This is a genomic window from Jhaorihella thermophila (genome assembly GCF_900108275.1).
GTDB classification, from domain to species: domain Bacteria; phylum Pseudomonadota; class Alphaproteobacteria; order Rhodobacterales; family Rhodobacteraceae; genus Jhaorihella; species Jhaorihella thermophila.
The window spans coordinates 182,509-195,988 of the sequence record NZ_FNVD01000005.1; the positions used below are offsets into that span (position 1 = coordinate 182,509).

Here is a 13,480-nt window from a genome sequence, read left to right on the forward strand (position 1 = left end):
ATGACACAGGATCGCCCGGTTCTTGGAATACTGCTCATGTTGGGCTTTTGCGTGGTGGCGCCGCTGGGCGATGCCGTGGTCAAGCTGCTCGGCACCTCGGTGCCGGTTCTGGTCCTGCTGGTCATGCGGTTCGGCATACAGGCTCTGATCCTCGTGCCGATCGTCATCTCTCGGGGCGGGCTGGGCTGGCTGCGGCGGAGCGTCATCGGCTGGATCGCGCTGCGCACGCTGCTGCACATGGCCGCGATTGCCGCCATGTTCACCGCGCTGAAATATCTGCCGCTGGCCGATGCCGTCGCGATTTCCTTCGTGATGCCGTTCCTGATGCTGCTGCTGGGACGGTTCCTGTTGGGCGAAGAGGTCGGGATGCGGCGAATCATTGCATGCCTCGTCGGGTTCGGCGGCACCTTGATGGTGGTCCAGCCCAGCTTTGCCGAGGTCGGCTGGCCCGCGCTCTGGCCGCTGGTCGTCGCGGTGCTGTTTTCCCTGTTCATGCTGGTCACGCGCCAGATCGCGCGGGGCACCGACCCGATCGGCCTGCAGGCGGTCAGCGGGGCCATGGCGGTCGTGCTGCTGATCCCGGCATGGTTCCTTGCGTCGGCGCTGGAGGTGGCTCCATCGGATCTGGCCGCCGTCAGCGCGGTGGACTGGGGGCTGCTGGTGTCCGTTGGCCTGATGGGAACGGTGGCGCATCTGCTGATGACTTGGGCGCTGCGTTTCGCGCCCGCGGCCACGCTGGCCCCGATGCAGTATCTGGAAATCCCGCTGGCAACGGTCTTCGGCTTTCTCATGTTCGGGGATTTGCCGAATCTCCTGGCCAGCGCGGGCATCGCGGTCACCATAGGCGCCGGGATCTATGTAGTGCTGCGGGAACACGCCGTGGCGCGCGCTACGACGCGGCTGAAGGAGCAGGCCGAGGCCGGACTGTCGCGCCTCACTCCGCCGCCCGAGCCTGCGCCGGCGCAAGCGCCCTGATCACATCGTCCAACGCCCCGCGCGGCACCATCGCCAGCAGCCCCGGTTGATCGGTTTCGATCGTCACCGGGCCAAGCGCGCGGTTCGACGTGCCGATGCGCCCGCCCGGGTTCAGTTCCAGCCCGTCGATCGGCCATTCCAGCCCGTGCGATCGTCCCGTGACCGCGCGCATCGGAAACAGTGACACGACATCGCCCCGCGCGACGGGAACCTCGATCCGTGCGGGCACATGAAAGATCACCTCATGCGCGCCGATCAGGATACAGCTGTGATTCGCGTGTCGCACCACGGCATTGAATGCCGCGAGCTGGTGGTCCACCCGCGCACCCAGGAACCCGACGGCCAGAATCAGCGGCGCGCGGATGCTGCGCAGGGCTTTGTCGAAATCTGTGCTGTCCTGTTCACGGATCGGAAACAGGCGGTCGCCGGGAATGCGATGCCGCCACTCCGCCGTCAGCGAATCGAAATCGCCAATCACGGCCTCGGGTATATGCCCGGCCGCCAGGGCCGGCCCCGCCCCGCCATCCGCCGCAATGAGACGCGGCGCCCGCGACAGGGCGTCGTCAAGGTCATTTCGGCCCAGTTCACCCCCGCCAATCAGCGTAACTGGTTCGGAGATGTCAACAATCGGTGGTTTCATGCCCGGTTACATGCCCTTTTTGGAAACACGACACAATCTAGTCATGAAATGATACGCTGTTTGGCACAGATTCGGGCCGCTTTCGTCGAGTCGGTCATGGTAAACCGACGCGAAACAATGTGAGAGGACGAGCATCCGATGGTACAGAACAACAAGATCCTGACCGTATCTTACGGCACGTTTTCCTGTACGCTGGAAGGCTTTGAAGACTCCTTCGAGACGATGAAGGCGATTGCCGAGTATTTCCGGGATCTTGCCCGCGAGGACCGTTATTTCGGCGCGGAACCGCCGCAGCCGGACGCCGAGATGCTCGCCCGGATCGCCGAACGCGAAATCGCCCGCCAGGTCGAGGCCCGGCACGAGGAAAGCGGCATCGTGCTGACGGCCGCCGCGCCGGAAGCGACCACGCCGCCTGCGGCACCCGCGATGGCCGAAGCGACAGACGCGCCCTCGGCGGCCGACGCCGCAGTGGCCGAGGCGGCGCCCGAGCCTGCTCCCGAACCGGCCCAGCCGCACGCGCATGCCGACGCCGCAGAGTCCGCGGCCGTATCCGAACCGCCGATCATCGAAGAACCCGCCGAGGTGTCGGCCGAAGAGGTTCAGGAGGATGCCGAGGCGGCGCCCGAGCCTTCGGGGGAAACCGCTCGGCCGCCGGCGGTCGAAGAGCCTGCCGAACCCGCGTCGGAGGCCGAACCCGAAATGGCGACGGCCGAGGATCTTGGCCAACCGGCGCCGGCCCGTCCGCAGGCCGAAGACAGCATCGCCGCCAAGCTGGAGCGAATTCGCGCGGTTGTGGCCCGGAATGAACAGGCCGAGACGGACCAGTATGACGAGGACGCTCTCGCCGACTCCGCCGCCCCTGCCGAGATCACCTCGACGCTCGCCCATGTCCTCCACGCGGAAGATACCGAGGAAGAAGCCGAGGCTGCGGAGCCCCTGACCTGGGAAGCCTTCGCCGAGCCCGCCGCTGCGGAAGCGCCCGCCGCCGCGCCGACTGTTGAAGAGGGGGCTGACGAAGCTGCGGAGCCGGTTGAAGAAGCCGCCGGTAAGGATGACAGCGACATTGGCCCCGACGAAAGCGAAGAAGACCTGACGGGAGCGGACAGCCTGTTCGGTGATCTCGATCAGGAAACGGACGAGGCCGAGCCGGACGACCAGGACGTGGCCAACATCCTCTCGGAGGCCGAGGAAGAGCCCGCAGCCAGCGTCATCAAGATCAAGAAGCGGGATCTGGACGAGGCAGTCGAAGCGGCCGAGCTGGAAGAAATCGTCGAAGACGCCGCGCCTTCGGATCACGGCGACCTGCCGCCCGAGGACGAAGCCGAACTGATTCAGGAACTGGCCCAGCTCGAAGCCGAGATTACGGGCGCCGACCAGGCGCCGGCGGCGGAAGAATACGAACCGGCGCGCCCGGCCGGAAAGGGGCCAGCAGGCACGCCGGACGTGGAGCGGCTGATGAAATCGGCCGAAGAGCGGTTGAGCGACCCCGAGGCCGCGGCCCGCCACGAAGCCTATACCCACATGCGCGCCGCCGTGGCGACAACGCGCGCCGAACGCGAAGCGGGCGGAACGATGGGCACTCACCCCAGCGACGATCCTTACCGGGTCGATCTGGCCCATGCGGTGCGTCCGCGCCGCCCCGATGCGCCAAGAACACGGCCGGTCCGGCCAACCACCAAGACCCGCGCCGCACCGCTGAAACTGGTGGCAGAGCAGCGGGTCGACGAAGGTGCCGGCAGGGCGGCGCGCGGTCCGATCCGGCCGCGCCGCGTGGCAGCCGAGTTGCTGGACGACAGCGTCATGGCGGCGGTCCCGTCCGGCGAGAGCGAATTCGCCAGGTTTGCCCGGGAACTCGGGGCCGAGGAGTTGCCGGAGTTGCTGGAAGCGGCCGCGGCCTACCTTGCCTTTGTCGAGGGCCGGACGGAGTTTTCCCGTCCGCAACTGATGAATGTGGCCCGTCAGGTGCGCAATGCCGACTTCAACCGCGAGGACGGGTTGCGGGCATTTGGCCACCTGCTGCGCGAAGGCAAGATCGAAAAGAAAGGCGGCGGACGTTTCACCGTATCCGGTGATATCGGCTTCCGTCCCGGCCAGCGCGCGACCGGCTGAGGCGAGACGCCCGCCGGAACAACGAAAAGCGGCCCGCCGGTATCTCGGCGGGCCGCTTTCGGTCTTGCGCTGTCATCCGGTGGGCGTATGCGCCCGGCGGATCACCCCAGTTTCTCGGTCAGTTCCGGCACAGCCTGGAACAGATCCGCAACCAGGCCGAAGTCTGCCACCTGGAAGATCGGTGCCTCTTCGTCCTTGTTGATGGCAACGATGATCTTGGAATCCTTCATCCCCGCCAGGTGCTGGATCGCGCCGGAGATGCCGACCGCAACGTACAGATCGGGCGCGACGACCTTGCCGGTCTGGCCCACCTGCCAGTCGTTCGGCGCATAGCCCGAATCGACTGCCGCGCGCGAGGCACCCACCGCGGCGCCCAGCTTGTCGGCCAGCTTCTCGATCAGCGCAAAGTTCTCTTCCGAGCCCACGCCGCGGCCGCCCGAGACGACGATCTTGGCGCTGGTCAGTTCGGGCCGGTCGCTTTCGGCCACCTTGTCCTCGACCCATTCGCTGAGGCCGGACGCTTCGGGGGCCGCGACGGTTTCCACCGGCGCCGCCGCTTGCTCGCCCGCCGCATCGAAGGTCGAGGTGCGGATTGTGACGACCTTCTTGGGGTCGCGCGACTTCACGGTCTGGATCGCGTTGCCCGCGTAGATCGGCCGTTCGAACGTGTCCGCATCCACCACGCCCGAGACATCCGAGATCACCATCACGTCCAGCAGCGCGGCGACCCGCGGCATCACGTTTTTGGCGTCGGTGGTGGCCGGCGCGACGATGTGGTCATAGTCGCCGGCCAGCGACACGATCAGATCGGCGGTGGATTCCGCCAGACGGTGGCCCAGCGATTCGCCTTCGGCCACCAGAACCTTTTTCACGCCGTCGATCTTGGCGGCGGCTTCACCGGCGGCCGCGGCATGGGCGCCGGCGCACAGAACGGTCACGTCCCCCAGCGCCTTGGCGGCGGTTACGGCCTTGGCGGTGGCGTCCAGCGCCAGTTCGCCGTTGTTGACTTCGGCAAGAAGAAGAACAGCCATCACACAGCCCCCGCTTCCTTGAGTTTCTCGACCAGCTCGTCCACCGAGCCGACGATGATGCCCGCGGCGCGCGCCGGCGGTTCATCGGTCTTGACCACTTCGAGCCGCGGCGTCAGGTCCACGCCGTAATCGGCGGCGGTCTTTTCATCCAGCGGCTTTTTCTTGGCCTTCATGATGTTGGGCAGCGAGGCATAGCGCGGCTCGTTCAGGCGCAGGTCCACGGTGACGACCGCGGGCATCTTCACCTTGATGGTCTGCAGGCCGCCGTCCACCTCGCGGGTGACCAGCGCATGATCGCCTTCGATGTCGATCTTGGAGGCAAAGGTCGCCTGGCTCCAGCCCAACAGCGCCGACAGCATCTGACCGGTGGCGTTCATGTCGTTGTCGATCGCCTGCTTGCCGGCCAGAACGAGGCCGGGCTGCTCTTCCTCGACCACCTTGGCGAGAATCTTGGCCACGGCCAGCGGCTCGATGTCCTGATGCACGTCATCGGCGGCCACCACCAGGATCGCGCGGTCCGCGCCCATCGCCAGCGCGGTGCGCAGCGTTTCCTGGGCCTGCTTGACGCCGATCGACACGACGACGATCTCGTCGGCCTTGCCGGCTTCCTTCAGGCGGATGGCTTCCTCGACGGCGATCTCGTCGAAGGGATTCATGGACATCTTCACGTTGGCGAGATCGACACCGCTTCCGTCCGCTTTCACGCGAACTTTCACGTTGTAGTCGATCACGCGCTTGACGGGCACAAGGACCTTCATCTTTGCGTTCTCTCCTTACAAAAAACGGCAAGCCGCTTTGCGACTCCCCCACGCTCTCCCGGGCGTAGATAACGGTTCGGTCTGCGCCGCAACAGGGCAAAATCGTCACGTCAGCGCTCAAGGACGTCGCGTTTTCACGACGTGGCGCAATTTTGTTGCGAGAATGTTTCTGATCGGCGACCTTGGCGCGGACCGGAACGCGGTTTTCGCATCCGCTGTGACAGGAGGCCCCCATTGGAACCCGAAATCGAAACCGCGCCGGAGCGGCGGCTTGTGGGCTTTGCCGATGCGTTTACGGTCGAGACCCGTCACAGGATCGGCGAACTGTGGCAGGCGTTCCTCAAGGACGCACAGCACATTCGCAACCGGGTGCCCGGCGCGCTTTATGGCGTTTCCTTCAGCGCGGATGGGAAGGGCGGGTTCCGCTATGCGGTGGCCGTCGAGGTCGACCCGTTGCCCGAACAGCGCCCCCAGCGCAGCTGTGTCGTCACTTTGAGCGCCGGCAAGTATGCCGTGCTGCGTCGCTTTGCGCCAATTGAGGAACTGCCGCGTGCGTTCGACGAAATGTTCACGGAATGGCTGCCGGGGTCAGGTTGGTGCCAGCGCGAAGGGGCGGTGTTCGAACGCTACCCCGACGATCCGCGCAACGGGCCGGACGGGGTCGCGTGGGAGATTTGGGTGCCGGTCCAGGCGTGATCGGCCGGACGCCCCGCCGCTTCGCGGACGCTCAGCGGTTCGCGCCCGGAACCCAAAGCACGTCGTCGGCGCCGTTGTTGTTGGCCACGCGGGCAGCGACGAAGAACCAGTCGCTCAGACGGTTGAGGTATTTCACCGCTGCCGGGTTCACGTCCTCCTCGGCGTCGAGCTCCACCGCCAGCCGCTCGGCCCGGCGGGCAACGGTGCGGCAGACATGCAGATGCGCCGCCAGCGGCGAGCCGCCCGGCAGGATGAAGCTGCGCAGCGGCTGCAGGCCCGCGTTCATCGAGTCGATCTCGGCCTCGAGCCGTTCGACCTGTTCGGCCACCATGCGCAGGGGCGGATATTCGGCCTCGGCGTCATTTTCGCGTCCCGGCCGGCACAGGTCCGCGCCCAGATCGAACAGGTCGTTCTGGATCCGCGCGAGCGCTGCGTCCATTTCGCCGTCGGCATGCAGACGGGCGAGGCCGACAAAGGAATTCAGCTCGTCCGTGGTGCCATAGGCATTGACCCGCGCGGCGTTCTTGGGCACGCGCTGACTGTCGCCCAGCGCGGTATCGCCCTTGTCGCCGGTGCGGGTGTAGATCTTGTTCAGAACGACCACTGCTCAGCCCTTTGTCTTCAGATAGACGAACAAAACGATCAGCGCCACCGCGATGGCCTGGAACAGGATCCGCAGGCGCATCATCAGATTGGCGTATTTCGCATTGAACTTGCCGCCCGCGCCAAAGCCGCCGATGCCGATGGCCAGCACCACGACGACCGCCAGCATCGCCAGAAGGATCAGGATGAAAAGAGGTTCGCCCATATCGGCCCCCGCTGTTCGCTTGGTAGGGCGGGTCTATCCCGTTCCGGCAGCAAATGCGACCGCGTTTTCCGCCTAGAGTCGCGACAAAATGCGGTCAGTGGCGCGGGTGGAGAGGAACCGGCGCAGGTATCCGGCGACATGGGTGGGCGTCGTGACATAGTAGCGCGGACGTGGGCGGCGCGATTCCAGCGCCCGCACCAGCTTGGCCGTCACCGCGCTGGGCGGCAGTTCGAACCGGTCCGGCCCGCGGCTTTCGTAGAGCCGTTTCAGCACCTGTGTCTCATACTTCTCGCGCAGGGCCGAATGCCGCCAGTCGATGTATCGTTCAAAATGCGGGATCGCCTTTTCCCGCAGCTTTGACGTGATCGGTCCCGGTTCGATCAGCACCACCTCGATCCCTGTCCCTCGCAGTTCCATCCGCATCGTGTCGGTCAACCCTTCGAGCGCGTATTTCGTGGCCGTGTAGGCCCCGCGCCAGGGAAAGGCGATGAAACCCAGGATCGACGAACACTGCACGATCCGCCCCGCGCCCTGCGCCCGCATCACCGGGATCGCCTGGCGGGTCAGGTCGTGCCAGCCGAAGAAGTTGGTCTCGAAGATCTCGCGCAGGGCCTCGGTGGGGATGTCCTCGACCGCCCCTGGCAGCCCGTGCGCGCCGTTGTTGAACAGCGCGTCCAGCCGTCCGCCGGTGGCCTCCAGCACCTCTGCCAGACCGGTTTCGATGCTGGCGGCGTCGGAATAATCGATCCGGGGGCTGTCGAATCCTTCCGCCCGCAGCCGGTCGCAATCCTTCTGTTGCCGGCATGAGGCAAAGACGCGCCAGCCGCGGGCGCGCAAGCCCCGCGCCGCGTCCAGCCCGATTCCCGATGAACAGCCGGTGATGAGGATGGTTTTCCCCGCCATTGCGCGTCTCCTGCCTGTATCGGCACCGTTGTCGCCATCCGGGCCGGACAAGGCAAGAGACAGATTACCGCGCGGGCTTGCTGACCAGCGAGGCCGCGACCCAGCCGCGCAGCCCGCTCTGCACCGTTTTCAGCCGCAGCCAGCCGGTGCCGGAATCCTCCAGCACCTCGACCTTCTGACCCAGCATCAGCCGCGCGGTGGCGGGATAGATGGTGCCGGGGCCGTCGCGCATGTTGACCCGCGTGCCGATGATCTCGCGGATGTCGGGTTCGGTCGGCGTGGTATCCGGGGTGACCGTGGTGGTTGACGTTTCCGTTTGCGATGCCGGCCTTGCCGCGATCGTCGCCAGCGACGGGATCGGGCCGCCGGATGCGGCAAGCGATGCGTTGCCCGCGACGGGCGGGAAAAGGGACAGACCCGCGCCGACGCTCGCGGCCAGGCGCGGCGGCTTGTGTGGGGCGGTCTGCGGTGGGTCGGCGGCCGGCTCCGACACCGGCGACTCTTGGGCAGACGGGACGTCTGCCGTCCTTGGGTGGGGTTTGCGCGGCGCGATTGCGGGGCGGGCCGCAACCTTTTCCACCACCGGCGCAGCCCGGTCTGCTGCCAGATCGGCCTGCGGTGTGGGCCGGCGGCCGCGCGGTTCGAAATCGGCGCCGCCGCTGAGTTCGTAGAAGGCCCAGAACAGGAAAACGAACGAGACGATGGCAAAGCGCATGGCGCGTCCCCGAAGGCGAAACGACTGAAAATGGCGTGAAACCCGGCTGTCCGGCCCGAGATTCGGGCGAAGGTCAGCATAACCCTTCCCTTCGATTCGCGGCACCGGGGAAACCTGCCGCCCGCTTCCCCGCCCCCGGATTGCGGTGGATAACCTGCATCCGCCGCTTTACCCTGCGCCGCTGCCCCGGTATCACCGCATCTATGACCGAAGATGTGGACACCCCCAACATGGAGCGCCCCGAAGGCGGGTATGAGCTGGCCGAGCCGCTGCGCCGCGCGATCGGCGAACGCTATCTGACCTATGCTCTTTCGACGATCATGAACCGGGCGCTGCCCGATGCGCGGGACGGGCTGAAACCCGTTCACCGGCGCATATTGTTCGCGATGCGTGAACTGCGGCTGAGCTCGACCGGCGGCTTCCGCAAGTCCGCCAAGATCTCGGGCGACGTGATGGGCAACTATCACCCGCACGGCGACGCCGCGATCTATGACGCGATGGCCCGCCTGGCGCAGGATTTCAACGTCCGCTACCCGCTGGTGGACGGGCAGGGCAATTTCGGCAATATCGACGGCGACAACCCCGCCGCCAGCCGATACACCGAGGCCCGCATGACCGTGGTCGCCGAGGCGCTGCTCGAAGGGCTGGACGAGGACGCGGTCGATTTTCGAGACAACTATGACGGCACGCTGAAGGAACCGGTGGTTCTGCCGGCGACCTTTCCGAACCTGCTGGCCAATGGCGCCAGCGGCATCGCGGTCGGCATGGCGACCAACATTCCGCCGCACAACATCGCGGAACTGGTCGATGCCTGCCTACATCTCATCAAGACCCCCGACGCTCGCGACGACACGCTGCTGAAATACGTCCCCGGCCCGGACTTCCCCACCGGCGGGGTGATCGTGGAGCCGGCCGAGAACATCGCCCAGGCCTATCGCACCGGGCGCGGCAGCTTCCGCCTGCGCTGTTCGTGGGAGAAAGAGGATCTGGGCCGCGGCCAGTGGCAGATCGTGGTCACCGAGATCCCCTATCAGGTGCAGAAATCCAAGCTGATCGAAAAGCTGGCCGAGCTGATCCAGACCAAGAAGGTGCCGATCCTCGCCGATGTCCGGGACGAGAGCGCCGACGACATCCGCATCGTGCTGGAGCCGCGGTCGAAGAACGTGGACCCGGACGTGCTGATGAACATGCTATACCGAAACTCGGATCTCGAGGTGCGGTTCAGCCTGAACATGAACGTGCTGATCGACGGGCTGACGCCCAAGGTCTGTTCGATGAAGGAGGTGCTGCGCGCCTTTCTCGACCATCGGCAAGAGGTGCTGCTGCGCCGGTCGCGGCACCGGCTGGGCAAGATCGACCATCGGCTCGAAGTGCTCGAAGGCTTCATCGTCGCCTTCCTCAATCTCGACCGGGTGATCGACATCATCCGCTACGACGACGACCCCAAGGCCGCGCTGATGCGCGAGGACTGGAGCCTTGACCATCCCCGCGCCACCTCCGAAGCCGACTATGTCTCACCCGGCCCGGGCGAGGGAGAGTTGTCCGAGGTGCAGGTGGACGCGATCCTGAACATGCGTCTGCGGTCCTTGCGCCGGCTGGAAGAGATCGAGCTGATCCGCGAACGCGACGCGTTGATGGAGGAGCGCGCGCAGCTCGAGGATCTGCTGGAGAACGAAAGCCTGCAATGGGCGAAGATCTCCGAACAGCTCAAGGAAACGAAGAAGAAGTTCGGCAAGGACTATCCCGGCGGCGCGCGCCGCACCCGCTTTGCCGATGCGGGCGAAATCGAAGAAGTGCCGCTCGAGGCGATGATCGAGCGCGAGCCGATCACCGTGGTCTGTTCGCAGATGGGCTGGATCCGCGCCATGACCGGCCATATCGACCTGAAACGCGAACTGAAGTTCCGCGACGGCGACGGGCCGCGCTTCATCTTCCATGCCGAGACCACCGACAAGCTGCTGGTGTTCGGCTCGAACGGGCGGTTCTACACGATCAGCGCCGCCAACCTGCCCGGCGGGCGGGGGCTGGGCGAACCTCTGCGGCTGATGGTGGATCTGCCCAACGATGTCGAGATCGTCGACCTCTTCATTCACCGTCCCGGCCAGCGCCTGGTGGTGGCCTCCAACGCCGGCAACGGGTTCATCGTCAACGAGGACGAGGTGGTGGCCCAGACCCGTGCGGGCAAACAGGTGCTGAACCTCAAGGAGGGCGAAACGGCGCGGATTTGCCGCCGCGTGGCCGGCGATCACGTCGCCGTGGTCAGCGAAAACGGCCGCTTCCTGGTGTTCCCCGTCTCCGAGCTGCCCGAGATGACCCGCGGCAAGGGCGTGCGGATTCAGAAATACAACATGGCGCGTGGCCGGCAGGGCACGCTGGAACTGGACGGCGGCCTGTCGGACCTGACGACCTTCGACTGGGCCGAGGGGCTGAAATGGGAAATGGGCGGCGGCAAGACGCGGCATGAACAGGATCTGTCGCCTTGGCTGGGCAAGCGTGCCGGTGTCGGCAAGAAGCCGCCCTACGGGTTCCCGCGCAACAACCGGTTCAGCTGATGGTTTGCGCGGCCGGCGAGGGTGCAGTAAGACCGGGACACGAGAAACCGATCGAGTGGTCATGCTGAAACGAATTGCTCTTGTCGCCGGTCTTGCCTTTCTGGCGGGCTGTGGCGCACAGCCTCCGATCTCCGAGGAGCCCAAACTGCAACTCGGCGACTTCAGTCTTGGCCACAACATCGTGGTTGCGCCCAAGATGCAGAAGGGCCCCGTTTCGCGCGAGGCGACCAAGGAAGAATGGATCGACGCGCTGACCAACGCCTTCGCCGAGCGCCTGGGGCGCTATGATGGCGACAAACTTTATCATCTTGGCGTCAGCGTCGAAGGCTACATGCTGGCCCCCGGCGGCGTTCCGGTTCTGTACAGCCCGAAATCCGTTCTCGTCCTTTTGGTCACGGTCTGGGACGATGACGACGCGCGCAAGCTGAACGACAAGCCGCATCAGCTGGTGGTATTCGAGAACACCGAGGCGGATTCGGCGCTGCTGGGGTCGGGATACACCCGCACGCGCGAAGAACAGATCGCGGGCCTGTCCTACAACGCCGCCAAGCAGCTCGAGGCATGGCTTGCCGAGCAGCACGAGAAATACGGCTGGTTCACCGACAACCCGGTGTTCAACCCGCCGGAAAACGACGACCCGCTGCCCAGCCAGTGATTTGGCCCCCCAAGCCGCGCGGCATTCTGTCCAGGTTCAGACACATGTGAGACTTTGAGGTTGAGGAGGGGTTTTCCGAATCTGTTGTTGAGAGACAAGAGAGGAGGAGAACCCCATGCAGGTTATTGGCGTGCCTCGCCAGGTTATCAGGAACGCCCGGACGGCAGCCGCAGTGGGGGTGAGCCGGGCGACGCTCTAGCGCCGGGCGCGGCGCGTGCGTCAGCGGCGCTGGGACCGGGCGCCGGTGGCCGACCTCAGGCGCCTGCACGAGGACAACCCGCTATGGGGCAAGCGCAAGCTCGGCCCGGTGCTGAGGGCGCGGGGTTTTGCCGTTTCCGACAGCTCGGCAGGGCGCATCCTGCCGTGGCTGATGGCCCAAGCCTTCGCCCCGCCGCGCCGCCCCCCGCCCGCGCCGGCCCCATGCCCGCAGGCTGCGCAAGGCGCTCCGGGCCCGCGCCCCCGGCGAGGTGGTGCAGATCGACAGCTTCAAGGTCAATCTCGGCGCCGGCCGGCAGGCCCGCCAGTTCACCGCCATCGACTGCGCCTCGCGCTGAAGCGTGGCCATGGCCGTCCACCGCCTTACTGCCAGTGCTGCGGCACGCTTCCTCGACAAGCTCGTGTCCGAGATGTCCTTCCCCGTGAAGGTCATCCAGATCGACGGCGGATCGGAGTTCATGGGGGGCTCAAAGACGCCTGCGCGGCGCGCAAGATGCCCCCGTGGGTGCTGCCGCCCCGCTCGCCAGAGATGAACGGCCGCGTCGAACGCATGCAGGCAACCTGGCGCTACGAGTTCTACGCCGTCTACGATCCTCCCCACCGGATCGCCGAATTCAACCCGCTGATCGACGCCTTCGCCCACCGATACAACACCCACCGCCCCCACGATGTTCTTGGCCAGAAACCAACCCTGCATTACCTCTTCCACCACGATTCGGCGGACCCCCTCAAAGCCGCCCGCGCGTCTCGGATGTCTTGAGCCTGTGCACTTTCTTGCCAAAGGCGCGGGATGGGGCTATACGCCCCCGGTGGCCGAGGGGCCGCGACTCGAAAAGCACGAAACGCCGCGTTTGGCCCCGTTCGCTTCGGGGGTCACATCCGGCAACAGGAGAAGCGACATGAAACTGCACGAACTGCGCGACAATCCCGGCGCGACGAAACCCCGCAAGCGCGTGGGCCGCGGTCCGGGTTCCGGCACCGGCAAGACCGGCGGCCGGGGTATCAAGGGTCAAAAGTCCCGTTCGGGCGTGGCCATCAACGGCTACGAAGGCGGGCAGATGCCGCTCTACATGCGGCTGCCCAAGCGCGGCTTCAACAAGCCCAACCGCAAGAAATATGCCGTGGTGAACCTCGGACTCATTCAGAAATTCGTCGATGCCGGCAAGCTGGACGCCAAATCCGCGATCACCGAGGATGCGCTGGTTGCCAGTGGCCTGGTCCGTCGCAAGCTGGACGGCATCCGCGTGTTGGCCAAGGGTGACATCACCGCCAAGGTGAATCTGGAAGTCACCGGTGCCTCGAAGGCTGCCATCGAGGCGGTCGAGAAGGCGGGCGGCTCGCTGAAGGTCGCAAACGCGCCCGCAGCGTAATTGCGGCTTGTGAGCGGCGCGCGAGCCGCTTACATAGACCCCAGTTTTCCAT

The 13,480-nt window shown here is 65.9% G+C and carries 15 protein-coding genes; 7 read left to right on the top strand and 8 right to left on the bottom strand.

All coding sequences use genetic code 11. The features are described 5' to 3' along the window. Positions 1 to 975: a DMT family transporter gene (locus C4S70_RS08270; protein ID WP_104007638.1), complete on the top strand. Its 975-nt coding sequence runs from the start codon at positions 1 to 3 to the stop codon at positions 973 to 975. Here C4S70_RS08270 and C4S70_RS08275 read toward each other — a convergent pair. Then, entirely contained in the window at positions 935 to 1,615 is a 681-nt protein-coding gene (locus C4S70_RS08275) for a thiamine diphosphokinase (RefSeq protein WP_104007639.1), read from the bottom strand. The two genes, C4S70_RS08270 and C4S70_RS08275, sit on opposite strands and share 41 nt — an antisense overlap. Positions 1,616 to 1,753: 138 nt before the next feature. Between C4S70_RS08275 and C4S70_RS08280 the strand changes: the two genes are divergently transcribed. Further along, complete coding sequence (locus tag C4S70_RS08280; protein WP_104007640.1) at positions 1,754 to 3,724, top strand: hypothetical protein; 1,971 nt, start codon at positions 1,754 to 1,756, stop codon at positions 3,722 to 3,724. 101 nt (positions 3,725 to 3,825) lie between these two features. On the opposite strand, the gene C4S70_RS08285 is transcribed toward C4S70_RS08280, so the two are convergent. Both C4S70_RS08285 and C4S70_RS08290 read right to left on the bottom strand, forming a co-directional pair. Further along, complete coding sequence (locus tag C4S70_RS08285) at positions 3,826 to 4,755, bottom strand: electron transfer flavoprotein subunit alpha/FixB family protein (protein ID WP_104007641.1); 930 nt, start codon at positions 4,753 to 4,755, stop codon at positions 3,826 to 3,828. Beyond that, positions 4,755 to 5,513, bottom strand: coding sequence for an electron transfer flavoprotein subunit beta/FixA family protein (locus tag C4S70_RS08290; RefSeq protein WP_104007642.1), 759 nt, complete (start codon positions 5,511 to 5,513; stop codon positions 4,755 to 4,757). The genes C4S70_RS08285 and C4S70_RS08290 overlap by 1 nt, the downstream gene beginning before the upstream one ends. A gap of 234 nt (positions 5,514 to 5,747) precedes the next feature. Between C4S70_RS08290 and C4S70_RS08295 the strand changes: the two genes are divergently transcribed. Then, the gene (locus C4S70_RS08295; protein WP_160114856.1) at positions 5,748 to 6,209 is read left to right on the top strand and encodes a GyrI-like domain-containing protein; all 462 of its coding nucleotides are present in this window, start codon (positions 5,748 to 5,750) and stop codon (positions 6,207 to 6,209) included. A gap of 31 nt (positions 6,210 to 6,240) precedes the next feature. Here C4S70_RS08295 and C4S70_RS08300 read toward each other — a convergent pair whose 3' ends face one another. The 4 genes from C4S70_RS08300 to C4S70_RS08315 form a co-directional block, all read right to left on the bottom strand. Continuing rightward, entirely contained in the window at positions 6,241 to 6,813 is a 573-nt protein-coding gene (locus tag C4S70_RS08300; protein WP_104007644.1) for a cob(I)yrinic acid a,c-diamide adenosyltransferase, read from the bottom strand. Between the two features lie 3 nt (positions 6,814 to 6,816). Continuing rightward, the gene (locus tag C4S70_RS08305) at positions 6,817 to 7,017 is read right to left on the bottom strand and encodes a twin transmembrane helix small protein (RefSeq protein WP_104007645.1); all 201 of its coding nucleotides are present in this window, start codon (positions 7,015 to 7,017) and stop codon (positions 6,817 to 6,819) included. Between the two features lie 72 nt (positions 7,018 to 7,089). Further along, a complete protein-coding gene (locus tag C4S70_RS08310; RefSeq protein ID WP_104007646.1) occupies positions 7,090 to 7,920 on the bottom strand; it encodes an SDR family NAD(P)-dependent oxidoreductase in 831 nt (276 codons plus the stop codon). Between the two features lie 64 nt (positions 7,921 to 7,984). Then, complete coding sequence (locus tag C4S70_RS08315) at positions 7,985 to 8,635, bottom strand: SH3 domain-containing protein (protein WP_104007647.1); 651 nt, start codon at positions 8,633 to 8,635, stop codon at positions 7,985 to 7,987. A 203-nt stretch (positions 8,636 to 8,838) separates the two neighbouring features. On the opposite strand from C4S70_RS08315, the gene C4S70_RS08320 reads away from it, so the two are divergent. Together C4S70_RS08320 and C4S70_RS08325 are read left to right on the top strand one after the other, a co-directional pair. Next, entirely contained in the window at positions 8,839 to 11,187 is a 2,349-nt protein-coding gene (locus tag C4S70_RS08320; RefSeq protein WP_104007648.1) for a DNA topoisomerase IV subunit A, read from the top strand. A 61-nt stretch (positions 11,188 to 11,248) separates the two neighbouring features. After that, the gene (locus tag C4S70_RS08325; RefSeq protein WP_104007649.1) at positions 11,249 to 11,842 is read left to right on the top strand and encodes a hypothetical protein; all 594 of its coding nucleotides are present in this window, start codon (positions 11,249 to 11,251) and stop codon (positions 11,840 to 11,842) included. Positions 11,843 to 12,122: 280 nt separating this feature from the next. Here C4S70_RS08325 and C4S70_RS18625 read toward each other — a convergent pair whose 3' ends face one another. Beyond that, positions 12,123 to 12,518 (bottom strand): hypothetical protein, encoded by a 396-nt coding sequence (locus tag C4S70_RS18625; RefSeq protein WP_160114857.1) that lies wholly within the window; start codon positions 12,516 to 12,518, stop codon positions 12,123 to 12,125. Positions 12,519 to 12,551: 33 nt separating this feature from the next. Between C4S70_RS18625 and C4S70_RS18630 the strand changes: the two genes are divergently transcribed. Next, a complete protein-coding gene (locus C4S70_RS18630; protein WP_160114858.1) occupies positions 12,552 to 12,818 on the top strand; it encodes an integrase core domain-containing protein in 267 nt (88 codons plus the stop codon). Between the two features lie 139 nt (positions 12,819 to 12,957). Next, positions 12,958 to 13,428 (top strand): 50S ribosomal protein L15, encoded by a 471-nt coding sequence (rplO, locus tag C4S70_RS08335; RefSeq protein ID WP_104007651.1) that lies wholly within the window; start codon positions 12,958 to 12,960, stop codon positions 13,426 to 13,428. Positions 13,429 to 13,480 lie beyond the last annotated feature (52 nt).